The organism is Acidovorax radicis N35, from assembly GCF_000204195.1.
Classification (GTDB): domain Bacteria; phylum Pseudomonadota; class Gammaproteobacteria; order Burkholderiales; family Burkholderiaceae_C; genus Acidovorax; species Acidovorax radicis.
Window position 1 is genome coordinate 458,067 of sequence record NZ_AFBG01000019.1, and the last position, 22,100, is coordinate 480,166.

19 protein-coding genes are annotated in these 22,100 nt (G+C 66.1%); 3 read left to right on the top strand and 16 right to left on the bottom strand.

All coding sequences use genetic code 11. From position 1 onward, the window contains the following. Positions 1–28: 28 nt before the first annotated feature. The 11 genes from ARADN35_RS0111870 to ARADN35_RS0111920 form a co-directional block, all read right to left on the bottom strand. On the bottom strand, positions 29–1,492 hold the full coding sequence (locus ARADN35_RS0111870) for a UDP-N-acetylmuramoyl-tripeptide--D-alanyl-D-alanine ligase (RefSeq protein WP_010462347.1): 1,464 nt from the start codon (positions 1,490–1,492) through the stop codon (positions 29–31). Beyond that, on the bottom strand, positions 1,489–2,997 hold the full coding sequence (locus tag ARADN35_RS0111875) for a UDP-N-acetylmuramoyl-L-alanyl-D-glutamate--2,6-diaminopimelate ligase (RefSeq protein WP_010462350.1): 1,509 nt from the start codon (positions 2,995–2,997) through the stop codon (positions 1,489–1,491). The genes ARADN35_RS0111870 and ARADN35_RS0111875 overlap by 4 nt, the downstream gene beginning before the upstream one ends. Beyond that, complete coding sequence (locus ARADN35_RS0111880; protein WP_010462353.1) at positions 2,994–4,739, bottom strand: peptidoglycan D,D-transpeptidase FtsI family protein; 1,746 nt, start codon at positions 4,737–4,739, stop codon at positions 2,994–2,996. Before ARADN35_RS0111880 ends, ARADN35_RS0111875 begins: the two co-directional genes overlap by 4 nt. Then, positions 4,736–5,062 (bottom strand): cell division protein FtsL, encoded by a 327-nt coding sequence (ftsL, locus tag ARADN35_RS0111885; RefSeq protein ID WP_010462355.1) that lies wholly within the window; start codon positions 5,060–5,062, stop codon positions 4,736–4,738. Before ftsL ends, ARADN35_RS0111880 begins: the two co-directional genes overlap by 4 nt. A 1-nt stretch (position 5,063) precedes the next feature. Further along, positions 5,064–5,990, bottom strand: coding sequence for a 16S rRNA (cytosine(1402)-N(4))-methyltransferase RsmH (gene rsmH, locus ARADN35_RS0111890; RefSeq protein WP_010462357.1), 927 nt, complete (start codon positions 5,988–5,990; stop codon positions 5,064–5,066). Between the two features lie 8 nt (positions 5,991–5,998). Next, complete coding sequence (gene mraZ / locus ARADN35_RS0111895) at positions 5,999–6,427, bottom strand: division/cell wall cluster transcriptional repressor MraZ (RefSeq protein WP_010462359.1); 429 nt, start codon at positions 6,425–6,427, stop codon at positions 5,999–6,001. Positions 6,428–6,680: 253 nt separating this feature from the next. Next, positions 6,681–8,006: an ATP-dependent protease ATPase subunit HslU gene (hslU, locus tag ARADN35_RS0111900; RefSeq protein ID WP_010462361.1), complete on the bottom strand. Its 1,326-nt coding sequence runs from the start codon at positions 8,004–8,006 to the stop codon at positions 6,681–6,683. 106 nt (positions 8,007–8,112) lie between these two features. Beyond that, a complete protein-coding gene (hslV, locus tag ARADN35_RS0111905) occupies positions 8,113–8,679 on the bottom strand; it encodes an ATP-dependent protease subunit HslV (protein WP_010462363.1) in 567 nt (188 codons plus the stop codon). Positions 8,680–8,945: 266 nt separating this feature from the next. After that, the gene (locus tag ARADN35_RS0111910) at positions 8,946–10,709 is read right to left on the bottom strand and encodes an STAS domain-containing protein (RefSeq protein WP_010462366.1); all 1,764 of its coding nucleotides are present in this window, start codon (positions 10,707–10,709) and stop codon (positions 8,946–8,948) included. Between the two features lie 43 nt (positions 10,710–10,752). Beyond that, positions 10,753–11,550, bottom strand: a complete 798-nt coding sequence (gene dksA, locus ARADN35_RS26265) for an RNA polymerase-binding protein DksA (RefSeq protein ID WP_029413941.1) — start codon at positions 11,548–11,550, stop codon at positions 10,753–10,755. Between the two features lie 177 nt (positions 11,551–11,727). Beyond that, positions 11,728–12,792 carry a CobW family GTP-binding protein gene (locus tag ARADN35_RS0111920; RefSeq protein WP_010462370.1) on the bottom strand — a complete coding sequence of 355 codons (1,065 nt, stop codon included), beginning with the start codon at positions 12,790–12,792 and terminating at the stop codon, positions 11,728–11,730. Between the two features lie 213 nt (positions 12,793–13,005). Here ARADN35_RS0111920 and ARADN35_RS0111925 point away from each other — a divergent pair, with 213 nt between their 5' ends. From ARADN35_RS0111925 to ARADN35_RS0111935, 3 genes are all read left to right on the top strand, one after another. Beyond that, positions 13,006–13,929, top strand: coding sequence for a helix-turn-helix domain-containing protein (locus tag ARADN35_RS0111925; protein ID WP_010462374.1), 924 nt, complete (start codon positions 13,006–13,008; stop codon positions 13,927–13,929). 169 nt (positions 13,930–14,098) lie between these two features. After that, positions 14,099–15,082 (top strand): Bug family tripartite tricarboxylate transporter substrate binding protein, encoded by a 984-nt coding sequence (locus tag ARADN35_RS0111930; protein ID WP_010462376.1) that lies wholly within the window; start codon positions 14,099–14,101, stop codon positions 15,080–15,082. Between the two features lie 20 nt (positions 15,083–15,102). Further along, positions 15,103–17,208, top strand: coding sequence for an acetoacetate--CoA ligase (locus ARADN35_RS0111935; protein ID WP_010462378.1), 2,106 nt, complete (start codon positions 15,103–15,105; stop codon positions 17,206–17,208). A 43-nt stretch (positions 17,209–17,251) separates the two neighbouring features. Here ARADN35_RS0111935 and ARADN35_RS0111940 read toward each other — a convergent pair whose 3' ends face one another. The 5 genes from ARADN35_RS0111940 to dapF form a co-directional block, all read right to left on the bottom strand. After that, entirely contained in the window at positions 17,252–18,487 is a 1,236-nt protein-coding gene (locus ARADN35_RS0111940) for a class I SAM-dependent rRNA methyltransferase (protein WP_029413942.1), read from the bottom strand. A gap of 83 nt (positions 18,488–18,570) precedes the next feature. Then, positions 18,571–19,242, bottom strand: a complete 672-nt coding sequence (gene lepB, locus ARADN35_RS0111945; protein ID WP_010462382.1) for a signal peptidase I — start codon at positions 19,240–19,242, stop codon at positions 18,571–18,573. Positions 19,243–19,404: 162 nt separating this feature from the next. Beyond that, positions 19,405–20,364, bottom strand: coding sequence for a tyrosine recombinase XerC (locus ARADN35_RS0111950; RefSeq protein WP_010462384.1), 960 nt, complete (start codon positions 20,362–20,364; stop codon positions 19,405–19,407). A 53-nt stretch (positions 20,365–20,417) separates the two neighbouring features. Beyond that, the gene (locus ARADN35_RS0111955; protein ID WP_010462386.1) at positions 20,418–21,107 is read right to left on the bottom strand and encodes a DUF484 family protein; all 690 of its coding nucleotides are present in this window, start codon (positions 21,105–21,107) and stop codon (positions 20,418–20,420) included. Continuing rightward, positions 21,104–21,985 (bottom strand): diaminopimelate epimerase, encoded by an 882-nt coding sequence (dapF, locus tag ARADN35_RS0111960; RefSeq protein WP_010462388.1) that lies wholly within the window; start codon positions 21,983–21,985, stop codon positions 21,104–21,106. Before dapF ends, ARADN35_RS0111955 begins: the two co-directional genes overlap by 4 nt. Positions 21,986–22,100 lie beyond the last annotated feature (115 nt).

Consider the following 22,100-nt stretch of genomic DNA (forward strand, 5'->3'; position numbering starts at 1 on the left):
AACCTGCGATGTCGCCGCGCGAGCGATCTCAATGTGTTGCGCCATGGTGTCCCTCCAGTGCCCGGTTCTGCTTTTGTTGTTGTTCTTGCGGCTGCGCTGCGGCGGTCGCTGTGGCGGAAATGGCCTCCACCACCTGTTCCATCTTCATGAATCGAGACCCTTTGACCAGCACACTGCCCACGGTGGACAGGGCATCGCGCACGGCCGTCAGCAGCGCGCTCATATCGTTGAAATGCCGGGCACCGCCGTAGGCCGTGGCGGCATGCACCGACTGCGTGCCGAGCGCGAACAGCAGGGGGATGCCCGCAGCACGGGCATGGGCACCCGCCTCGGCGTGAAACTGCGGGCCCTGATCGCCCACCTCGCCCATGTCGCCCAGCACCAGCAGTTGCGGGCCGGGCAGCTCGGCCAGCACGTCGATGGCGGCACGCATGGAGTCGGGGTTGGCGTTGTAGGTGTCGTCCACCACGGTGATCTCCCGGCCAGCGCTGTGCACGCTGAAAGCACGCGAGCGGCCCTTGACCGGCACAAAATCGTTCAGCCCTTGCGCAATGGCGGCCAGGGGCGCGCCCGCTGCCAGCGTACAGGCCGCAGCCGCCAGTGCGTTGGTCACGTTGTGGCGCCCTGCAATATGCAGGTGGGTGGCCACTTCGCCTTGTGGCGTGGCCAGCGTCACCGCCCAGGCGCCCTGGCCCCACGCAGCCTGTGCGCAGGCCACATCGCCGCCATCGCCAAAGGTGACGGTGCGGCGCCCCGCTCCCAGCGAGCGCCAGAGGCCCGTGTAGGCATCGCCCACTGGGAACACGGCCACGCCGTCGGCGGGAAGGCTGGCAAACACCGAGCCGTTCTCGCGGGCCACAGCTTCCACCGTGTGCATGAACTCCAGGTGCTCGCGCTGTGCGTTGTTGACCAGCGCCACCGTGGGCTGCGCCATGGCAGCCAGCAGGGCGATCTCGCCTGGGTGGTTCATACCCATTTCGATCACGGCGGCGGCATGGCTGGCGCGCAGGCGCAGCAGCATCAGCGGCACACCGATGTCGTTGTTGAAATTGCCCTGCGTGGCAAAGGCAGCTTCGCCCTTCCAGGCGCGCAGGATGGACGCGATCATCTGCGTCACCGTGGTCTTGCCATTGCTGCCGGTCACGCCGATCAACGGAAGACCCAACTGCGCACGCCACCCCGCAGCCAGCGCGCCCAACGCTGCGAGGCTGTCTGGCACCTCAATGCCCGGCAGGCCTGCGGCTTCAAGGCCACCGTGGGCGATGGCAGCGGCTGCGCCACCGGAGCGGGCGTCGGACAGGAAAGCGTTGGCGTCAAAACGCTCGCCCTTGAGCGCCACAAAAAGATCCCCCGCCTGCAGCGTCCGCGTGTCGGTATGCACACGCACCAGCGGCGTGGCGCCATCCCCCACCAAGCGTGCCGAAGGAATGCGCGAGGCAAGCAGCGCAAACGCTTGCTGCAAGGTCATCATCACACCTGGGGTGGCGGTCATGTGCGGGCTCCTCGGGCCTGCAACGCGCCCTGCGCGTGGGCCATGTCGGAGAACGGCAGGCGCACACCAGCCGTCTCCTGGGTGTCTTCGTGGCCCTTGCCGGCGATCAGCACCACATCGGCGGGCGCAGCCTCGGCCACGACCAAGGCAATGGCGGCGGCACGGTCGGGTTCGGCGCGCACCACGCTGCTGGCGATGGTGCCTTGCAAAATCTGGTGCAGGATGGCCGCGGGGTCTTCGCTGCGCGGGTTGTCGCTGGTCACCACCACACGGTCGGCCTGGTGCTGCGCCACAGCGCCCATCAGCGGGCGCTTGCCTGCATCGCGGTCACCACCGCAGCCGAACACACACCACAGCTCGCCGCCACGTTCCTGCGCGATCGGGCGCAGGGCCTGCAACGCCTTCTCCAGTGCGTCGGGCGTGTGCGCGTAGTCCACCGCCACCAGGGGTTGGCCAGGGCTGTGGATCTGCTCCATACGGCCCGGCACGGGTGTGAGCTGGGCGCAGGCATACAGCGCGTGCTGGAGCGGCACGCCCAGCGCACGCAACCCGGCCAGCACACCCAGCAGGTTGGAGACGTTGTACTGCCCGATCACGCGCGTCTGCAGCACATGCGTGTGCACGCCTTCGGCCACCGTGAAGCGCAGCCCACCGTCCCCCATGCAGATGTCGCGCGCCGCCAGGCGGGCCGGGCCGGTGATGGAAACACTCCACAGGTCCAGCGGACGGTCCGCCAGCGTGGCATGCAACTCCGCGCCGCGCGCATCGTCGATGTTGACCACGGCAGCCTGCAGGCCAGGCCAGTCGAAGAGCATGCTCTTGGCCTGCCAGTAGGCCGCCATGCCGGAGTGGTAGTCCAGATGGTCCTGCGTGAAGTTGGTGAACAACGCGACACGGATGCGCGTGCCCGCCATGCGGTGCTCGGCCAAGCCAATGGACGAGGCCTCAATGGCGCAGGCCGTGCGGCCGGCATCGGTGAACTGCTGGAACGCACGCTGCAGCCGCACCGGGTCGGGCGTGGTCATGCCCGTGCTGGTGAGTGCGGGCGGTGTCCCCATCCCCAAAGTGCCTACCAGCGCACATCCACCTTGCGGAATAAGCTCATTTTCTGATAGCACATTAAGTGCCTCGGCCAGCCACCAGCTCGTGCTGGTCTTGCCATTGGTACCCGTCACGGCCAACACATCCAGATGCTGCGTGGGTTGCTCGAACCAGTCGGCCGCAATGGGGCCGGTGGCGGCTTTCAGGCCATGGAGCGCCGCCACAGGCAAGCCTTCAAGCACAAACGCGTCGGCGCCCTCGTGCTCCACCAGGCAAGCCACAGCCCCCCGCGCAAACGCATCGCCGACGTGCGCGCGGCCGTCGGTGGCAGCACCCGGCCAGGCGATGAAACCATCGCCGGGGCGAATCTGGCGGCTGTCGGTCTGCAGCGTGCCGGTCACCCGTTCGCGCAGCCAGGTCACGGCGTCGCGCACCGAGGCGAGCAAAGGCAATGCCGTTGTCATAGCGATTCCTCCACCTCTTTGGCCACAATTTGCGGCTTGACCGCCATGTCCGGCTGCACGCCCATCATTCGCAAGGTCTGTTGCACGACTTCGCTGAACACCGGAGCAGCCACCGCGCCACCGTAATACACCCCGTTGTTGGGCTCGTCGATCATCACGGCCACGATGATGCGCGGCTTGTCGATGGGTGCCATGCCCGTGAACCATGCGCGGTATTTACCCGAGGCGTAGCTCTTGCCCACCTGCTTGCGCGCGGTGCCGGACTTGCCGCCCACCGAGTAGCCCAGCGTCTGCGCCTTCTGGCCCGTACCGCCCGGGCCTGCGGCCATCTGCAGCATCTTGCGCACCTGGTCGGCCGTGCGCTCCGAAAACACGGGCACGCCCACTGCGGGCTCCGCGGTCTTGAGCATCGTGGCCGGAATCACCCGGCCGCCATTGGCAAACACCGTGTACGACCGCGCCATCTGGAACAGGCTGGCCGACAGGCCATAGCCGTAGGACATGGTGGCCTGCTCCACCGGGCGCCAGGTCTTGTACGGGCGCAATCGGCCGGTGACCACGCCGGGGAAATGCAGCTGCGGCTTCTGTCCGAAACCCGCAGCCGAGAAGGTTTCCCACATCTCGCGCGCAGGCATCTGCATGGCGATCTTGGTGGTGCCCACGTTGCTGGATTTCTGGATCACACCTTCCACCGTCAGCACCCCATGGTTGCTCGTGTCGGAGATGGTGGAGCCCGTGATGTTGATACGGCCAGGGTTCGTGTCCACGATGGTGTCCGGGCGCACGCGGCCCGTCTCCAGCGCCAGGCCGATGGTGAACGGCTTCATGGTGGAACCGGGCTCGAACACGTCGGTCAACGCGCGGTTGCGCAGTTGTTCGCCGGTCAGGTTCTGGCGTTTGTCGGGCACATAGCTCGGGTAGTTGGCCAGCGCCAACAGCTCGCCCGTGTGCGCATCAAGCACCACCACACTGCCCGCCTTGGCCTTGTGCGCAGCCACCTGGTCGCGCAGCTTCTGGTAGGCAAAAAACTGCACCTTGCTGTCGATGGAAAGCTGCATGTCCTTGCCATCCACGGGTGGCACGGTTTCCCCCACACCTTCGACCACCCGGCCCAGGCGGTCCTTGATCACACGGCGCGAGCCCGGCTTTCCTGCCAGATCCTTGTCGAAGGCCAGCTCCATGCCCTCCTGGCCATGGTCTTCCACGTTGGTGAATCCCACCACGTGCGCCGCCGCCTCACCCTCGGGGTACTGGCGCTTGTATTCCTTGCGCTGGTAGATGCCCTTGATGTCCAGGGCCGCAATCTGCTGGCCCACATCCCAGTCGAGCTGGCGCTTGATCCAGACAAAGGTCTTGTCCTCATCGGCCAGCTTTTTCTGCAGCTCCGCCTGGGGCATGTCGAGCAGCTTGGCCAGCTGCTTGAGCTTGGCGCGCACTTCTGGCTTGTCCTGGTCCACGTCTTCCGGAATGGCCCAGATGCTGGAGGCCGGCACGCTGGATGCGAGGATCAACCCATTGCGGTCCACAATCTTGCCGCGGTTTGCGGGCAGCTCCAGCGTGCGCGCAAAACGCACTTCACCCTGGCGCTGAAAGAATGCGTTGCCAAACACTTGCACATAGGCGGCGCGCCCCGCAAGCCCCAGAAAGCCCAACGCAATCACGGCCACGATGAACTTGCTGCGCCAGACTGGCGTCTTGCTGGCCAGCAGCGGGCTGGAGGTGTAGAGCACACTGCGGCTCATGGCTGCGCCCCCTCGGACCGGGGCGGAACACCGCTGGCAGCCGCTGCGGCCGCCTCCCCCTGTGGGTCAGACACATACTGCGTGATGGCCGGCGTGGCCGTGCGCATGTTGAGTTGAGCGCGGGCGATCTTCTCCACCCGCAGTGGCGTGGCCTGCGCGCGCTTTTCCACCTGCAGGCGCTGGTGCTCGGTCTCCAGGCGGCGGGCCTCGGCAATGGCACGGTCCAGCTCGGTGAACAGGCGGCGCGACTCGTACTGGGTGTGAACCAGATAGATCGCGCTGGCCAGTACCGCCAGCAGCAGGACCACGTTGAGCCGCGTCATGTCAGACCACCGCCGTGCGCTCAGCCACGCGCATGATCGCGCTGCGCGAGCGGGGGTTGCCGGCCACCTCGGTGGCGCTGGGCTTGATGCGGTCCAGCGCCACCAGTTTCATGGCCTGGGGGGCGGCAAAGGGCGCGCGGCGGTCGTAGACCTCCTTGGAGTGTTTGGCGATGAACTGCTTGACGATGCGGTCTTCCAGCGAATGAAAGCTGATCACCACTAGGCGCCCGCCCGGCTGCAGCACCGAGAGGCTGGCCTCTAGCGCCTGTTGCAGCTCTTCAAGCTCGGCGTTGATGAAAATCCGAAGAGCTTGAAATGTGCGCGTTGCAGGGTTCTGGCCCGGCTCGCGGGTTTTGACCGTGCCAGCCACGAGATCGGCCAGTTCTGAGGTGGTTGAAAGAGGACCCCGTTCTTCGCGCCGAGCAACAATCGCCTTTGCAATGGGGCCAGCAAACCGTTCTTCACCGTAGTCACGTATCACCTCCGCAATCTGACCGACTTCGGCCGTGGCCAACCAATCGGCCACGCTTTCGCCGCGCGTGGTGTCCATGCGCATGTCCAGCGGGCCGTCAAAACGGAAACTGAAGCCCCGCTCGGGGCTGTCGATCTGGGGCGAGCTCACCCCCAGGTCCATCAACACGCCAGCGGCGCTGCCAGCAGGCAGATCGGCCAAATGGCGAAAACCTTCGTGCCGAATGGAAAAACGCGCATCGGTGATGCGCGTTGCTTCGGCGATGGCTTCGGGGTCCTTGTCGAAGGCCACAAGGCGCCCCTGTGGCCCCAGCCTGAGCAGGATGAGACGAGAGTGCCCGCCACGGCCAAACGTCGCATCGACCCAGGTGCCTGCAGGCTCAGGGCCTGCGCCGCCCAGGAGAGAGTCCACAGCCTCGTTGAGCAGGACGGTGGTGTGTTGCAAGGAAGATGTCACGGTGCGCCTTAAAAGGAGAAGTCCTTGAAGACATCCGGCATATCGCCCTGCATGGCCTTGGCCTCCTGCTCGTCGTAGGTGGCCTTGTCCCAAAGTTCGAAATGATTGCCCATGCCCAAAAGCATGGTGTCCCTGGAGATACCGGCCGCTTCACGCAGCTCGGGAGAAACCAGCACGCGGCCCGTGGCGTCCATGTCCACATCCATGGCATTGCCCAGAAAGATGCGCTTCCACCACTGGGCGGACATGGGCAACTGGGCGATACGCTCACGGAATTTCTCCCACTCGGGGCGGGGGAAGACCATAAGACAACCGTGGGGGTGCTTGGTGATGGTGAGCTGACCGGATGCCGTGGCCGCGAGGACGTCACGATGCCGGGTCGGCACAGACAGCCGACCCTTCGCATCGAGACTCAGCGACGAGGCACCTTGAAACACGGACAGATTCCCAATTCGGTTCTTTGCCTCGCGGGTCCGTGCAATGGACCTTGAGGGCACTTTTCACCACTTAATTGCACTTTTTTGCACTGTAGCAGGAAAAGCACACCGAACAAGGGGGTGTCCAACAAACTTTTGCAATGAAATCAACAACTTAGACGCGACTTTGCAGCCGTCAGAAAGCCAAAAGTCGTTGAAAAAGAAGCACTTAGAGAGGCCTATGAAAGTGACCTCTCAAGGCTTGACCGAGTGGTCACAGGATGTAGCGCGAAAGATCCTCGTCCTGGCTCAGTGTCTGCAGGCGGGCGTCCACATAGGCAGCGTCAATGGTGATGGTCTGACCCGATAGGCGGGTCGCATCAAAACTCACCTCATCCAGCAAGCGCTCCATGACGGTGGACAGGCGGCGCGCACCAATGTTTTCGGTGCGTTCGTTCACCTCAAAGGCGATGTGCGCCAGGCGCGTGATGCCCTCGGGAGCAAATTCGAGCGTGACACCCTCGGTGGCGAGCAGGGCCTGGTACTGCTTGACCAGTGATGCGTGGGTCTGGGTCAGGATGGCCTCGAAGTCCTTGACCGACAGGGATTCCAGCTCGACCCGGATGGGGAACCGCCCCTGGAGCTCCGGGATCAGGTCGCTGGGCTTGGACAGGTGGAACGCCCCCGACGCAATGAACAGGATGTGGTCCGTTTTGATCATGCCGTATTTAGTGGACACCGTGGTGCCCTCCACCAGCGGCAGCAGGTCGCGCTGCACGCCCTGGCGGGACACATCGGCACCGCTGGTTTCCTGGCGCGCAGCCACCTTGTCGATCTCGTCGATGAAGACGATGCCGTTCTGCTCGGCATTGGCGATGGCCCGGGCCTTGATCTCTTCCTCGTTGACGAGTTTTCCGGCCTCCTCGTCGGCGAGGAGCTTCAGGGCCTCGGCAATCTTGAGCTTGCGGGTCTTGCGTTTGTCCTGCCCCATCTGGCTGAACATGCCACGCAGCTGCTCGGTCATCTCTTCCATGCCCTGGGGTCCCATGATTTCCAGCGAGGGGCGGCCTTCGGCCACGTCGATCTCGATCTCCTTGTCGGCCAGCAGCCCTTCGCGCAGCTTCTTGCGAAACACCTGCCGGGCCGTGTTGTCGGCGGCGGGCTCGGTGCCTGCCGCCGCCCGGGCCGGGGGGATCAGCACGTCGAGGATGCGCTCTTCTGCGGCATCTTCGGCACGGGCACGCACTTTCTTCATCTCGGACTCGCGGGTCTGCTTCACGGCCATCTCCGCCAGGTCACGGATGATGGAATCCACATCCTTGCCCACATAGCCCACCTCGGTGAACTTGGTGGCCTCGACCTTGATGAAGGGCGCGTCCGCCAACTTGGCCAAGCGGCGCGCAATCTCCGTCTTGCCCACGCCGGTCGGGCCGATCATGAGGATGTTCTTGGGCGTGATCTCCTGGCGCAGGCTGCCTTCGACCTGCTGGCGGCGCCAGCGGTTGCGCAGTGCAATGGCCACGGCACGCTTGGCGCTGGCCTGGCCCACGATGTGGTGGTCCAGTTCGGAGACGATTTCCTGGGGGGTCATGGACGACATGGCGAAAATTCCAGTCAAATTGGGCTCTAGCGCTTATCTATCAAGCGCTAGCAGCTATCAAAAACGTATCAAATGCGGTGAAAACCGCCTTGCAAAACCAACCGACCTACAAGGTCTCGATGGTGTGGTTCATGTTGGTGTAGATGCACAACTCGCCCGCAATCTCCAGCGACTTTTTGACGATATCCTGCGCAGAGAGGTCGGTGTGGCTGAGCAGCGCCTTGGCGGCCGAGTGCGCGTAGGCACCGCCCGATCCAATCGCCACGATGCCCTGCTCGGGCTCCAGCACGTCGCCGTTGCCGGTGATGATGAGCGAGGCTTCGAGATCGGCCACGGCGAGCATGGCTTCGAGGCGGCGCAGCACGCGGTCGGTGCGCCAGTCCTTGGTGAGTTCAATGGCGGCCCGCACCAGGTGGCCCTGGTGTTTTTCGAGCTTGGCTTCAAAGCGCTCGAACAGGGTGAATGCATCGGCCGTGGCGCCTGCAAAACCCGCCAGCACCTTGCCGTGGTGCAGCTTGCGCACCTTGCGCGCCGTGCCCTTGACCACGATGTTGCCCAAGGTGACCTGGCCGTCCCCGCCAATCGCCACTTGCACGCCCTGGGGCGTCTGGCGGCGTACGCTCAGGATGGTGGTGCCGTGGAACACCGGGTGGTTGTCGTTTGATGAGTCCATAGCTGCGGCAGTTGAGGGCGCGGGCACCGCTTTCAAGCCAAGGCGGAGCTGCGTGTTACCAGCACATCCACACCACTGCACGCAGGCCATGAAACCGAAGCGGCCCAGGCCAGCACCGCCGCGCAGGGGCCGCCAAGCCGCGCATGAGGCGCTTCGCTTGCGTGCACTGCCCCCCTACCACGCAGCGAGAGAGGCACGGAGAGGCGCAACTCCAAGGGCCATAGCCCCAGTCGGAGGCGCCGAGGCGCAAAGCGACTCCGGGGGAGTCAATTCTTCCGGGGCACCACCCAGGCGTGCTCGTTGATACCGATCACGTTGAAGAAAATCGCCACCAGCCGCTGCAGGTTGTGGAACTGGATCACATGGCCGTGGCCCTGCTGCTCGGCCGCCCAGTTGAGCACCGAGCCCGCAGCGGCAAAGTCCACACGGATCAGCTTGTCGCAGGCGATCGTCAGGGGCACCCCTGGGCGCAGGAAGGCCTGGAAAGCCTCCAGCAGCGGCGTGGCATCACCATCGATGTGCCCGCTGAGCTGGGCCACGGGGCCCGTCTCCAGCGGAGCTGGGGCCGATGCATCCCCCAGATCGGAGGCCATGAAATCGCTGTCTGCCGCCAGCGGCGCCGAACCCGAGGACGCCCCCTCGTTGTCCGAATACCCGCAGCGCGGAGACACCCAAGAAGGCGGCGAGACTTCATAGGTCACGCAGTAGTCAAGCGCAACCAGCTCGAACTCATCCGGTTTGCCCATGAGCCGCAGCGCCGCCATGCGCAGGCTCCACCACTCTGGGCTGGTGGAGCGGTCTCCGGACTGGGTTTTGGCGTCGAGCAGGGCATTGAGCTTTTCAACCCCCGAAAACACCAGTTGCCCATCACGCTCGGCCCACCGCGTGAACTGCTCCGCCAGCAAAGGCACTGCAGCTTCGTCGATGGCCCCCAGGCGTGCCCAGGACAAGGTCCAGGGCGACGCGGAACGTGCCAGGGAGGCCTGGAGCGCGGCCACCGAAGACACAGCCAGGGTGGGCGGAGCATTCCAGCTGAAATCACGGCGCACCGCGCCCACCGGTGCGGCCGCTGGTGCGCCAGGTGCCGCCGCAGCGGGCGGTGGCGCCATTCCCAACTGCTCCAGCATGGAGAACCACAGTGGTGCCGAACGGCTGTACTGGGCCGCAAAGTCGATGGCCAGGGTGTCAAACCGGTCGTGCTGGCCGGTCGCACGGTACAGGTCGAACAGCGTCATCCAGATTTCAAGCTGGTCGTCGGGCGCGTCCTGCTGGTGCTGCGCCAGCACATCAAGCAGGCCGGACTCAGCCCCGGCATGGTCGCCATTGGCAAACCGGATGGCGGCTTCTTCTAGATCGGGTTCGTGCACGAATTCCTCCGGTTCGGATGCGGGCGCTGGCGTTGCCGCAGTAGCTGCCGCAGGGCTGAAGGACGCTTCGCCAGGGCCTTCGCCCGGGAGCATTTGCGCATCGGTGCCGCCAAACCGGCCAATGGCCATGCTGTCATCGGCAAACAGCGGCTGGACACCGGGCTTGTTTTCGAGAGGTGCGGGCAGGCTGCCGGGCGCCGTGGGTGCATACGCCCGCGCATGCTCGGAGTCGGACGTCGCGGCGCCGCTGGCAGCAGCCGGCATCGCACCGGGCTGGGTGGGCGCCTCAGCACCTTGCTTGCTCTTCCACCACTGCTGCGACATCTGCGCTTCGATCTCGTCGATCTTCTTGAGCGTGACCGCGCGGTCGTCGGGCGAAGCCATGCTGCTTTGAAAGAACGATGGGCGCCCCGCCGCATCTTCCACGCGCTGGCCCTGCAGCACCTCGCGCTGGCGCAGCTTGCGCAGCTGATCGAACTCTCGGCGCCGCACAAAATCGTTACGGCGCTTGCGCTCGATCATCTCCTTGAGCATCTGCTTGCTGTACTGGCTCTCCCGGTCGTCCTGGATGGAGTCGAGCTCGGTCCAGTTCACCGTCGGGTTCTTCACAAACCGAACCACCTTCGATAGCAGGCCGCCGGGGGTGGTTTCTTCCTTGCTCATGGCTCAGGGTGCGCTTGGGGATGGATCAGGCCCGGTGGCCCGGTCAATCACCAAACATCTTCTGCTTGAGTTCGCGGCGTTGTTGGGCTTCCAGGGACAACGTGGCAGTGGGGCGAGCGATCAGGCGGCCCACACCGATGGGTTCGCCGGTTTCGTCGCAGTAGCCATAGTCACCCGCGTCGATGCGGGCGATGGACTGCTCGATCTTCTTGAGCAGCTTGCGCTCGCGGTCACGGGTGCGCAGTTCCAGGGCGTGTTCTTCTTCGATCGTCGCGCGGTCGGCGGGATCGGGCACCACCACGGTGTCTTCCCGCAGGTGTTCGGTGGTTTCACCGGCGCTGTTGTGGATGTCCTGCTTGAGTTGCACCAGCTTGAGGCGGAAGAACGCCATCTGCTTGTCGTTCATGTACTCGCTGTCAGGCATGGCCATGACTTCTGCGTCGGTCAACTCAGCGGCGGACTTGGTTTTCCAGTTGTTCGCCAGCTTGGGGTCTTTTTTGGCAGCCGTGTAGGTGGGCTGCGCTTGCGCGGTCGTGGGCATGGTGTGTAGATAACTGGCTTTGGCAGCGGTCGACGCCACTGTCTGTGCCATGGATGGTACGGTCAATTGGGCCAATCGGGAAGAAGGCCGGGTCGTGCGCACGGGTACCTGCGAACCGGCTTGCAGCACGGGGGCTGGAGCAGGTGCTGCCACTGCGGGAGGTGCGGCCACTTTGGGCGCCGCAGCAGCCTTGGCAGGGGCCTTCGCAGCAACTTTAGGTGCCGCTGGGGCGGCGGCGCTTTTCGCCGCGGCAGGGGTTGCCTTGGTGGCCCCCTTGGATTTGCTGGTGTCGGCTTTCACTTCCTGGTCTCCTCGCAATACGGGCGGGCCCTAGCTGCATTCACAGCCAAGGGCGGGTGGCAAGCCTTCCGGGGTTTTACCGGGGCGCGATTGTATCGACCTGGGCTGACGCAAACGGAAACGTTGCAGATACAACACAAACCGGCAGCCTTCCGGCCTCTTCAGCACCTTCCCGCATCACACCAGGCTTTGTTCCAGTCCCTGCAGAAAGATGTCCTTGGGCAGGTCAATGCCAATAAAGACCATCTTGCTGGTGCGCGGCTCGCCTTCCGCCCACTGTGGCCCCAGATCGCTGCCCATGAGCTGGTGCACCCCCTGGAAAATCACCTTGCGTTCGGTGCCCTTCATATTAAGCACCCCTTTGTAGCGCAGCATGCGCGGGCCGTAAATATTCACGATGGCCCCCAGGAAGTCCTCCAGCTTGGCCGGGTCGAACGGCCGGTCGGAGCGGTAGACAAAACTCTTCACATCGTCGTCATGGTGATGGTGGTGGCCATGCCCATGGTCATGCTGGTGCGAGGGGTGGTCGCAATACTCGCCATGCGCGTGATCGTGGTCGTGGTGCTCATGGCCGTGCGCCTCTTCTTCCTTGAGGAAGTCCGGGTCGATGTCGAGCTTGGCATTGAGGTTGAAGCCCCGCAGGTCCAGCACTTCCTGGAGCGGCACCTCGCCAAAGTGCACGGCCTTGATGGGTGCGCGCGGGTTCATGTGCTTGAGGCGGTGGATCAGCGCATCGGTTTCCTCGGCGCTGACGAGGTCGGTCTTGGACAGGAAGATCTGGTCGGCAAAACCCACCTGGCGGCGCGCCTCCTGGCGGTCGTTGAGCTGCTGCGGCGCATGCTTGGCGTCGACCAGCGTGATGATGGAGTCGATCAGGTAGGTCTCGGCGATCTCTTCGTCCATGAAGAAGGTTTGCGCGACGGGGCCAGGGTCGGCCACGCCGGTGGTTTCGATCACGATGCGCTCGAAGTCCAGCAGCCCCTTGCGCCGCTTGGCGCCCAGCAATTGCAGCGTCTCGCGCAGGTCTTCGCGGATGGTGCAGCAGATGCAGCCATTGCTCATCTGCACGATCTGCTCCTTGGACTCGGTCACGAGGATGTCGTTGTCGATGTTCTCTTCGCCGAATTCGTTCTCGATCACGGCGATCTTCTGGCCATGGGCTTCGCTCAGCAGGCGTTTGAGCAAGGTCGTTTTGCCAGCGCCCAGAAAGCCGGTGAGGATGGTGACGGGGATGAGGGACATGGAAGAAGGCCTTGTGGATTGCAAAGGGCACCGCAGGCAAGACAGCCTGGGCCGGAGCCGCAAAGGTGGGGAGTTTAGCGGCGGAATCAAGCCCCTGTTCGCGCCCGGTCACGCCCCCTGCCACCCCCGCTCCACCCCGGGAAACGCGGGGGAGCAGTGGGCCGGAACGTTCTACGATAGGACCCTGGAGGCGCTTTTTGGGCCTCTTCCACCATGACACCGCCCACCCCTACCCGCCACACGCCACCCTCCATCGAGGGTTTCGACACGGCGCACTGGCGGGCGCTGGCCGACAAGCGCTTGGACCACCCCTGGCAGGCGCTGCCGGACCACGTCCACCGCTCCAGCGCCGGGCGCCCCTGGCAGGGCCTCGCGGTGTGGCACCAGGTGGGCCCCGTGGGCGACCTGTACGTGCCCGCCCACAGCAACTGCGTCATCCTGGTGCGCCGGGGCAACCCCACGCAGCTGTTGCAACGCCATGGAGACCTGGTGGGAGAGAGGCTCTGGCAGCGCGGCGAGGCCGTGATTCTGCCCGGCGACACCCCGAGCTTCTGGCGCAGCTCGGCCGTGCGCGACAACATCCACATCGACCTGGCCCCCGCCTGGCTGCAGCGTGCCGCAGGAGGCGATGTGGCGCTGGGCCAGTGTTTTGGCCGCAAGGACCCGGTGCTCGCGGCCTTTGCCGACCTGCTTCTGGCATCGCTGGACAACAACGCCTCACTGCAACCCGCATTTGGCGAACACATCGCGATGGGCATTGCCATCCACCTCGTCGAAAACTACGCACTGCCCGGCGAACGCCCGCGCACCGGCGCCACACTCACCTCGCGGCAGATGCGCCAGCTGACCGAGGCCGTGATGGCCGGCCTGCACGAACCCTGGCCGGTGGCCCGCCTGGCGGACATCGCGGGGCTCAGCCCGTTTCACTTTGCGCGCGCCTTCAAGATGTCGTTTGGCGCCACGCCCCACGCCTGGGTGCACTTTCAGCGCATGGAGCTGGCCGCACGGCTGGTGCGCGATTCGCGCAAGCCCCTGCTGGAGATCGCCTTGCTCACCGGCCACCCCTCGGCGGCCCACTTCAGCCACGCCTTTCGCCGCCACTGGGGCGTGACGCCTTCGGACTACCGCCGCTCGTAGCGCGCCCAGTCGCCGGGGGCCTCACCCCACCGCGCGCGACGCCCAGGTTTTCCCCTAGGTCCGCAGCTTTGCGATACCCACCGCAGTAATTGGAAAGCAGCCCCTGCGCCCTTGCGGCACAGTCGCACCGCGCCACCGCAGTGGCACACCAAAAACCAGGAGACACACCATGACTACCCGCCGACAGTTCGCTGTCCAACTCACCAGCCTGGCCGCGCTGGGCACGGGCATCGTCCCGGCCGCACACGCACAGCAACAGTCCGACCTGGCCCGCCTGCTGGTGGGCTTTCCGCCTGGGGGCAGCACCGACAACGTGGCCCGGCGCCTGGCCGAGAAGCTGCGCGGCACCTATGCCGCCAACGTGCTTGTGGACAACAAGCCCGGCGCGGGCACCCAGATCGCCGTGAGCGCGCTCAAGGACGCCGTGCCTGACGGCACCACGCTGCTGCTGTCGCCGCCCTCCCCGTTCACCGTCTACCCCTACACCTACCGCAAGCTGCCCTATGCGCTGGAAGATGTGGCGCCCGTGTCCATGGCCTGCACCTTCCCGTTTGCGCTGGCGGTGGGGCCGGCCGTGCCCGACAGCGTGCGCACGCTGCAGGACTTTGTCGCCTGGGCCAAGACCAACCCCGGCAAGGCCAGCTTCGGCTCGCCCGCGTCGGGCTCCACGCCGCATCTGGTGGGCAGCGTGCTGGGCAAGATGGCGGGCATCGACTTCACCCACATTGCCTACCGCGGCGATGCACCCGGGCTGCAGGACCTGATGGGCGGCCAGGTGGCGGCCTATTCGACGGTGCTGGGCAGCTACCTGCCGCACCTCAAATCCGGCCGGCTGCGCTTGCTGGCCGTCTCGGGCACCGAGCGCAGCAGCTTCGCCCCCGACCTGCCCACTTACCGCGAACAGGGCTTTGCACTGGACATGACCGAGTGGTTTGGCGTGTTTGTGCCCGCACGCACGCCGGCTGCCATCGTGCAACGCGTGACCGATGCCATGCGCGCTGCCGTGGCCCAGCCGGACTTCGTGCGCGGCCTGGCGGAATTCGGCATGACGGCACGCTCGTCCACGCCGCAAGAGCTGGTCACGCGGCTGCGCGCCGAGGCCGAGCAATGGCGGGTGCACGTGAAAAACATCGGTTTCACTGCGGACACCTGAGAAGGCGAAAGAACCGTCCCATGACCACCCTGACAGCCCTGCCCCCAACAGCCTCGGCCTCCAACGAAACCCCGGACACCCTGCTCTGGCAACCCAGTACCGCACGCCGCGAGCGCGCCCTTATCACCGCCTTTGAGGCCTGGCTCGCGCGCAAGCGTGGCCTGCGCTTTGACGGCTATGAAGCCCTGTGGCAGTGGTCGGTAGACGAACCCGAAGCGTTCTGGAGCGCCCTGCTGGCCTTCTTCGACGTGCCCATGGCACAAGCCCCGCGCCGCATGCGTTCGGACGACCCCATGCCTGCCACCCAATGGTTCGAAGGCGCGCGCCTGAACCTGGTGGACACCCTTTTGCGCCACACGCCCGGAGGCACGCAGCCACAGACACCGGCCATCGTGTTCGAGGACGAGTCCGGCGGTGCCGGAGAAATCTCGTGGCCCGAACTGCGCCGCCAGGTGGGCGCGCTGGCGCACACGCTGCGCACGCTGGGCGTGCAGCCGGGCGACCGTGTGGTGGGCTACCTGCCCAACATCCCGCAAGCGGTGGTGGCCTTCCTTGCGGCCGCCAGCATCGGTGCGGTGTGGGCGCTGTGCGCGCCCGACATGGGCCCCGTGAGCGTGGGCGACCGCTACCGCCAGATCGAACCCAAGGTGCTGGTCGCCGTAGACGGCTACCGCTATGCGGGCAAGCCGTTTGACCGCCGCGCCGCGCTGGGCGACATCCTGGACCAGCTGCCCACAGTGCGCCACGTAATCTGGCTGCCCTGCCTCGACCCGGCGGCGGCGCCCCCCGCGCAGGCACAGGCCCGCACCGTGGTGCCCTGGGCCGCGGCCGTGGCGGGCAACGCACCGCTTGAACCGCTCGCACTCGCGCCCGACCACCCGCTGTGGACGCTGTACTCATCCGGCACCACGGGCCTGCCCAAGGCCATCGTGCACGGCCATGGCGGCGTGCTGGCCAACAGCCTGGTGGCGATGGTGCTGCACAACGACCTGCATCCCGAAGACCGGGTGCTGTGGGCGGTCAACACCTCGTGGATGGTGTGGAACGCGCATGTGATGGGACTGCTGGGCGGCGCCACCATCGTGCTCTACGACGGCTGCGTGACCGGCGCGGGCAGCGCCAGCGCCGAACCCGACTGGGCTTTCCTGTGGCGCCTGGTAGGCCGCCTGCGCGTCACCACCTTCGGCGTAGGGGCCGCCATCCACCACGCCTGCCTCAAGGCGGGCGTGGTGCCCCGGCAGGTGGCCGACCTCTCGGCCTTGCACACCGTGTGCTCCACCGGATCACCGCTGTCGCCCGAGGCCTACCGCTGGCTCTACCGCGAGGTCAAGAACGACTTCTGGCTCAACGTGGTTTCCGGCGGCACCGACATCGCAGGGGGTTTCCTGGTGGGCCTGCCCACGCTGCCCGTGCGCCTGGGCGAGATGCAGTGCCGCGCGCTGGGCGCCAGCGTGCAGGCCTGGAACGACGCGGGCCAGCCGGTCTTGGACGCAGTGGGCGAGCTGGTCTGCACCCGGCCCATCCCATCGATGCCGCTGTACTTCTGGGGCGACACCGGCGGCACGCGCTACAAGGAGAGCTACTTCGACACCTTTCACGACGCCGAACAGCGCCCCGTGTGGCGCCAGGGCGACTGGTTGCGGCTGGTGGCCCGGCCCGAGGCCGTGGGCGGCATCATCTACGGCCGCTCGGACGCCACCATCAACCGCCAGGGCGTGCGCATGGGCACGGCCGAGCTGTACCGCGTGGTCGAGGGGCTGGATGACGTGCTCGACAGCCTGGTGGTGGATCTGGAATACCTGGGCCGGCCGTCGTACCTGGCGCTATACGTGCAGCTGCGCGCAGGCGCCATGCTCGACGAACCGCTGCGCCAGCGCATTCGCCAGGCGCTGCGCAACGCGCTGTCGGTGCGCCACGTGCCCGACGAGATCCTGCAGGTGCCGGTGATCCCCAAGACCGTGACGGGCAAGAAGCTGGAGCTACCGGTCAAGAAGCTGCTGCTGGGCCACCCGGCCGGGCGGGTGCTCCACCGCGACGCGCTGGCGCAGCCCGAGAGCATCGACTGGTTTGTGCAGTTCGCCGCAGATTACCTGGCACGCACTGCACCGCAAAAACTACCAATTTGATAGCTATCAGCGCATGATGGATAAGCGCTGATGGCCAAAATCATCAGGATTTTCGCATCACCACCAGTCCCTTGAGGTACTCGCCCTCCGGGAACTCCAGCGTCATGGGGTGGTCGGGCGCGCCGCCCAGGCGCTCCAGGATAAAGCCATCCACGCCCGCATCCGCGCCCGCCGACGCCACGATCTTGTGGAACAGGTCGGCGCTGATGCCGCCCGAACACGAGAAGGTAAACAGCACCCCGCCCGGGGTCAGCAGTTGCAGCGCCAGCCGGTTGATGTCCTTGTAGGCGCGGGCCGCGCGTTCGGCGTGCGCTGCGGTCGGCGCAAACTTGGGCGGGTCGAGCACGATGGCATCAAACCGCTGGCCCTCCTTGAGGAACTGGCGCAGCGAGGCGTTCACGTCCGCGTCCAGGAAGCTCGCGCGGTTCAGATCGAAGCCGTTGAGCGCCACGTGGGCACGGGCGCGTTCCAGCGCAGGGCCGGACGAGTCGATGGAGGTCACATGCCCTTCCGCGGATGCGCCCGCCGCCCGCATGCCCGCCAGCGCGGCCACGCTGAAGCCGCCGGTGTAGCAAAAGCAGTTGAGCACATGCTTGAAGCCCAGTCGCTGCGCGTAGTCGGCAAAACGCTTGCGGCTGTCGCGCTGGTCCAGGTAGAAGCCGGTCTTGTGGCCCTCGGCGATGTTCAGCGTCAGGCGCCACTGGTGTTCGTGGATGGCGAGTTCGAGCGGTGGCCCCTCGCTGTCGCCGCCCGCGCCCATGGGCCCGCCGCGCAGCCAGCCGGTGGCGGGCTGCAGGCCTTCGAGGGTGCGCACGCTGGCGTCCGAGCGTTCATACAGCTTGGTCAGACCCGTCTCGCGCAACAGGGCGTCGGCAATCACATCCTTCCAGCGCTCGGTACCCGCGCTGGTGAACTGAGCCACCAAGGTATCGCCATAACGGTCCACGATAAGCCCGGGCAGGCCGTCGGATTCGCCGTGCACCAGGCGCACGCCATCACTTTGCACATCAAAACGGGCTCTGGCGATGATGGAACGTGCGCAAGCAGCTATGAAAAACGGAGCATCAATGCGCTGCGCCTCGTCAAAGCTCCACACCCGCGCGCGGATGCGCGAGCTGGGGCTGTAAGCGGCCCAGGCCAGGAACTGGCCTTCGTGCGACTCCACACGCACGGTCTCGCCGCTGTCGCCACCGCCCTTGGCGATGGCCGATTCAAAGATCCAGGGGTGGCGGCGCAAGAGCGAGCGCTCTTTGCCAGGGCGAAGGCGAAGGGTTTTCATGATGGAGCGATTGTCGCGTGAATGCGCCCCACGCTGACCCTGCAAGTGCGACGCTGCCCTGCGCCTTGCACAGGGCGCCGCCGTCAGAGCGCGTGCCCGATGCGGCCCAGGCGCGGCGCCCAGTTCGCAAGGATGTCGGCCGACACCAGCACCCGGCGCGCCTGGCCGATGAGCAGGTGGCGCGGCACAAACCCGATGTAGCGCGAGTCGGCGCTGTTGTCGCGGTTGTCGCCCAGCACCAGGTATTCGCCCTCGGGCACCGTCACCGGGCCGAAGCTGCGGTGCGCCGTCACGCCCTGCAGCCACTGCACGCGCCGCTCGTGGCCCTGCACATGCTCCGTCCAGCGGGTGGCAGGCACCTGCGCGCCCAGCTCGGCCAGGTGTTCGGTCACGGCCTCGGGTGCGTCATAGCGTGCGGCCTCGCCGTTGAGGTACAGCACCTCGTCGCGCATCTCCACGGTGTCGCCGGGCAGCGCCGCGATGCGCTTGATCAGCCGCGTGCCATCGCGCGGTGACGAGAAGGTGACCACATCGCCCCGCTCGGGCTCGCCCAGGCGGGCGAGCACCACATCGGTCAGCGGCAGTTTCAGGTCGTAGGCCAGGCGGTTGACGAACACCACATCGCCTTCGAGCAGCGTGGGCCGCATGGATCCCGAGGGGATGGGGTTCCAGTCCGCCACCGCCGTGCGAAAGATGCCAAAGCACAGCAGCAGCACGATGAACCCACGGTTTGATTTGATCCAGTTCAGCAGCATGGCAACACACTCCAAAGCGCCCTACAGCAAGCGCCCCCTGCTCGGAGGCCTCAACTTGCGTCTTGGTTCCGTGACAGTGCCCGCAGCCCCACCAGTGCACCCGTGGAACTGGCTTTGCCAGGCCACCGGGTGCGTCCCCCTTGGGGGAAGCGGCGCAGCCGCTCAGGGGGGCTTCTTTCTAGCGCGAGGATGCGCCGCGTCATACACCTTGGCCAGGTGCTGAAAATCGAGCCGCGTGTAGACCTGCGTGGTGGTGATGTTGGCGTGGCCCAGCAGCTCCTGCACCGCGCGCAGGTCGCCGCTGCTTTGCAGCAGGTGGCTGGCGAACGAGTGGCGCAGCATGTGCGGGTGCACCGGCGTGGTCAGCCCCGCCTGCTGGCTGCGCTGGCGCAGGCGCAGCCAGATCGACTGCGCAGTGAGCCGCTTGCCACGCTGGCCCACAAACAATGCCGTGTCGAGCCGCGCAGACCCCTCGCCGCCGAACGGTGTGGCCCGGAGCTGCAGCCAGGTCTGCAGCGCCTCGGTGGCAGCGCGCCCCACGGGCACGCTGCGGCGCTTGCTGCCCTTGCCGAACACATGGCCCTCCCCCGCCTGCAGATCGACCCAGCCACGGCCCTGGCGCTGGGTGTCGGCATTGGGGATGGCGTCGAGCCCAGCCAACTCGCCCACGCGCAGGCCACAGCCGTACAGCAGCTCGACCATGGCCGCGTCGCGCGCCTCCAGCCAGGGGTCGGCGCCGGTGTTGTCGAATTCGGCCAGCCGCACGGCGTCGTCCACACCCAGCGCCTTGGGCAGAGGCTTGGGCGCCTTGGGGGCACGCACGTCCTGCACCGGGTTGTGAGGGATCAGCCCCTGCCGCCCCGCCCAGATGAAGAACCCGCGCCAGCCCGAGAGGATGAGCGCAATGCCCCGCCCGCTGCGTCCGCCGCTGTGCATCTGCGCCACAAAACGGCGGATGTGCGCGGTCTGCAGCTGCAGCAGCGGCACGCTGACCCCCGCCGCAAACTGCGCGAGCTTTTCAAGGTCCAGGGTGTAGAGCGTGAGCGTGCGCGCCGCCAGCCGCTTTTCGACACGCACATGCTCCAGGTAGCGCAGGACGTGCGGGTCGAGCGCGGTGGGCATGTCAGACATTTGCCGTGGCCGAGCCGCCGCCGTGTTTGTGCCGGGCTCGCGGGCTACTTCAGCCGCAGCAGCGCAGCACTGGCGAGTTCTGCCATGCGCGACAGAAATTCCGTGCCCATGGTGGCATCAAAACGCTGCGGATCTTGCGAGCCCAGCACCAGCAGGCCAAAGGCGGGCGTGGCGCTGTCGATGGCGCCTTCGCGCAGCGGCAGCAGGGCCAGCGACTGGGCCGGCTCGCCCGCCTCGTTGGCCAGCCAGGCGGCGGGCTCAAAACCCAGGTTGGGGCCGCAGAACGGCATGGTGAGCGATGAGGCAAACGCGCGGGCGTCATCACTGGCGCCCTGGGTGAAGTCGGCGTCGATGTACGGCGCGGCCACCTCCCACACACGCACCGCAGCCTGGGGCACGTCGAACAGGGTTCGCACGCCATCGACCACGGCCTGGGGCAGGTCGAACGGGTCGCGCACTTGCAGCAGCGCGCTCGTCCACTGGTGCACCTTGTTGGCGATCGCCGCGTTTTCGGTGCTGTTGCGCACCATTTCCATGATGCGCTGCTCCAGGCCCTTGATCTTTTCGCGCAGCATTTCGGCCTGGCGCTCCTGCAAGCTCACGGCGCGCGCGCCGTGGGGGCTGGTGATCTGCACACTGGCCAGCACCTCGGCATGGCGCTCGAAAAAGCCCGGCGTGTTGGTGAGGAACTGGGCGATGTCGTCTTCGGTGATCGGTGGGATGTGGGACGTCATAGGGGGGTGTCAGGAATGTCGATCTGGCCTTCGAACACCGTGGTGGCGGGGCCGGTCATGAAAACGGAATCGGTGCCGGCACCGCTCCACGCAATGGTGAGGCGGCCGCCGCGCGTGTCCACATGCACCTCTTTATCAAGCAGGCCCAGGCGAATGCCAGCCGCCACGGCCGCGCAGGCGCCTGAGCCGCAGGCCAGGGTTTCGCCCACGCCGCGCTCGAACACACGCAGCCGCACATGGGTGCGGTCCACGATCTGTAAAAAACCCGCATTCACGCGCTGCGGAAAACGCGCATGGCGCTCGACCAACGGGCCGGCTTCCAGCACAGGGGCGGTGTCCACGTTGTCCACCAGTTGCACGGCGTGCGGGTTGCCCATGGAGACCACCGCTACTAAAACAGTAGCTGTCAGCGCTTTACCATCCAGCGCCAGCGGCCATTTTTGTCCTGAACCTTGTGCCACGGCGGTCAAACCGCTGGCATCAAACGGCACCTGGACAGGCTCGAACAACGGGCGACCCATGTCCACAGTGACACGGCCATCGGGCGTGAGGCGGGGGGCGATCACGCCACTTTTGGTCTGCACCCGCAAGGTGTCTTTACCCGACAGGCCCTTGTCGTGCACAAAGCGCGCAAAGCAGCGGGCGCCGTTGCCGCACTGCTCCACCTCGCCGCCGTCGGCGTTGTGGATCACGTATTCAAAGTCGATGCCGTCCGCTGGCGAAGGCCGCACGGTGAGGATCTGGTCGGCCCCCACGCCGAAGTGGCGGTCGGCCAGAAAACGGTATTGGGCGGTGCTGAGCCCCAGACGGCCCTGGGTTTCGTCGAGCACCACGAAATCGTTGCCCGCGCCCTGCATTTTGGTGAAACGAATCTGCATCCGCCGGATTATCGTCGTTGGTGCCTGAATAACCTCGGACTGCGCCGGTTTCACCACCCCATTAGGCTTGCGCTCTTTTGGCGCCGCTATGGCCGCCACCAGCCAAGGACCCCTC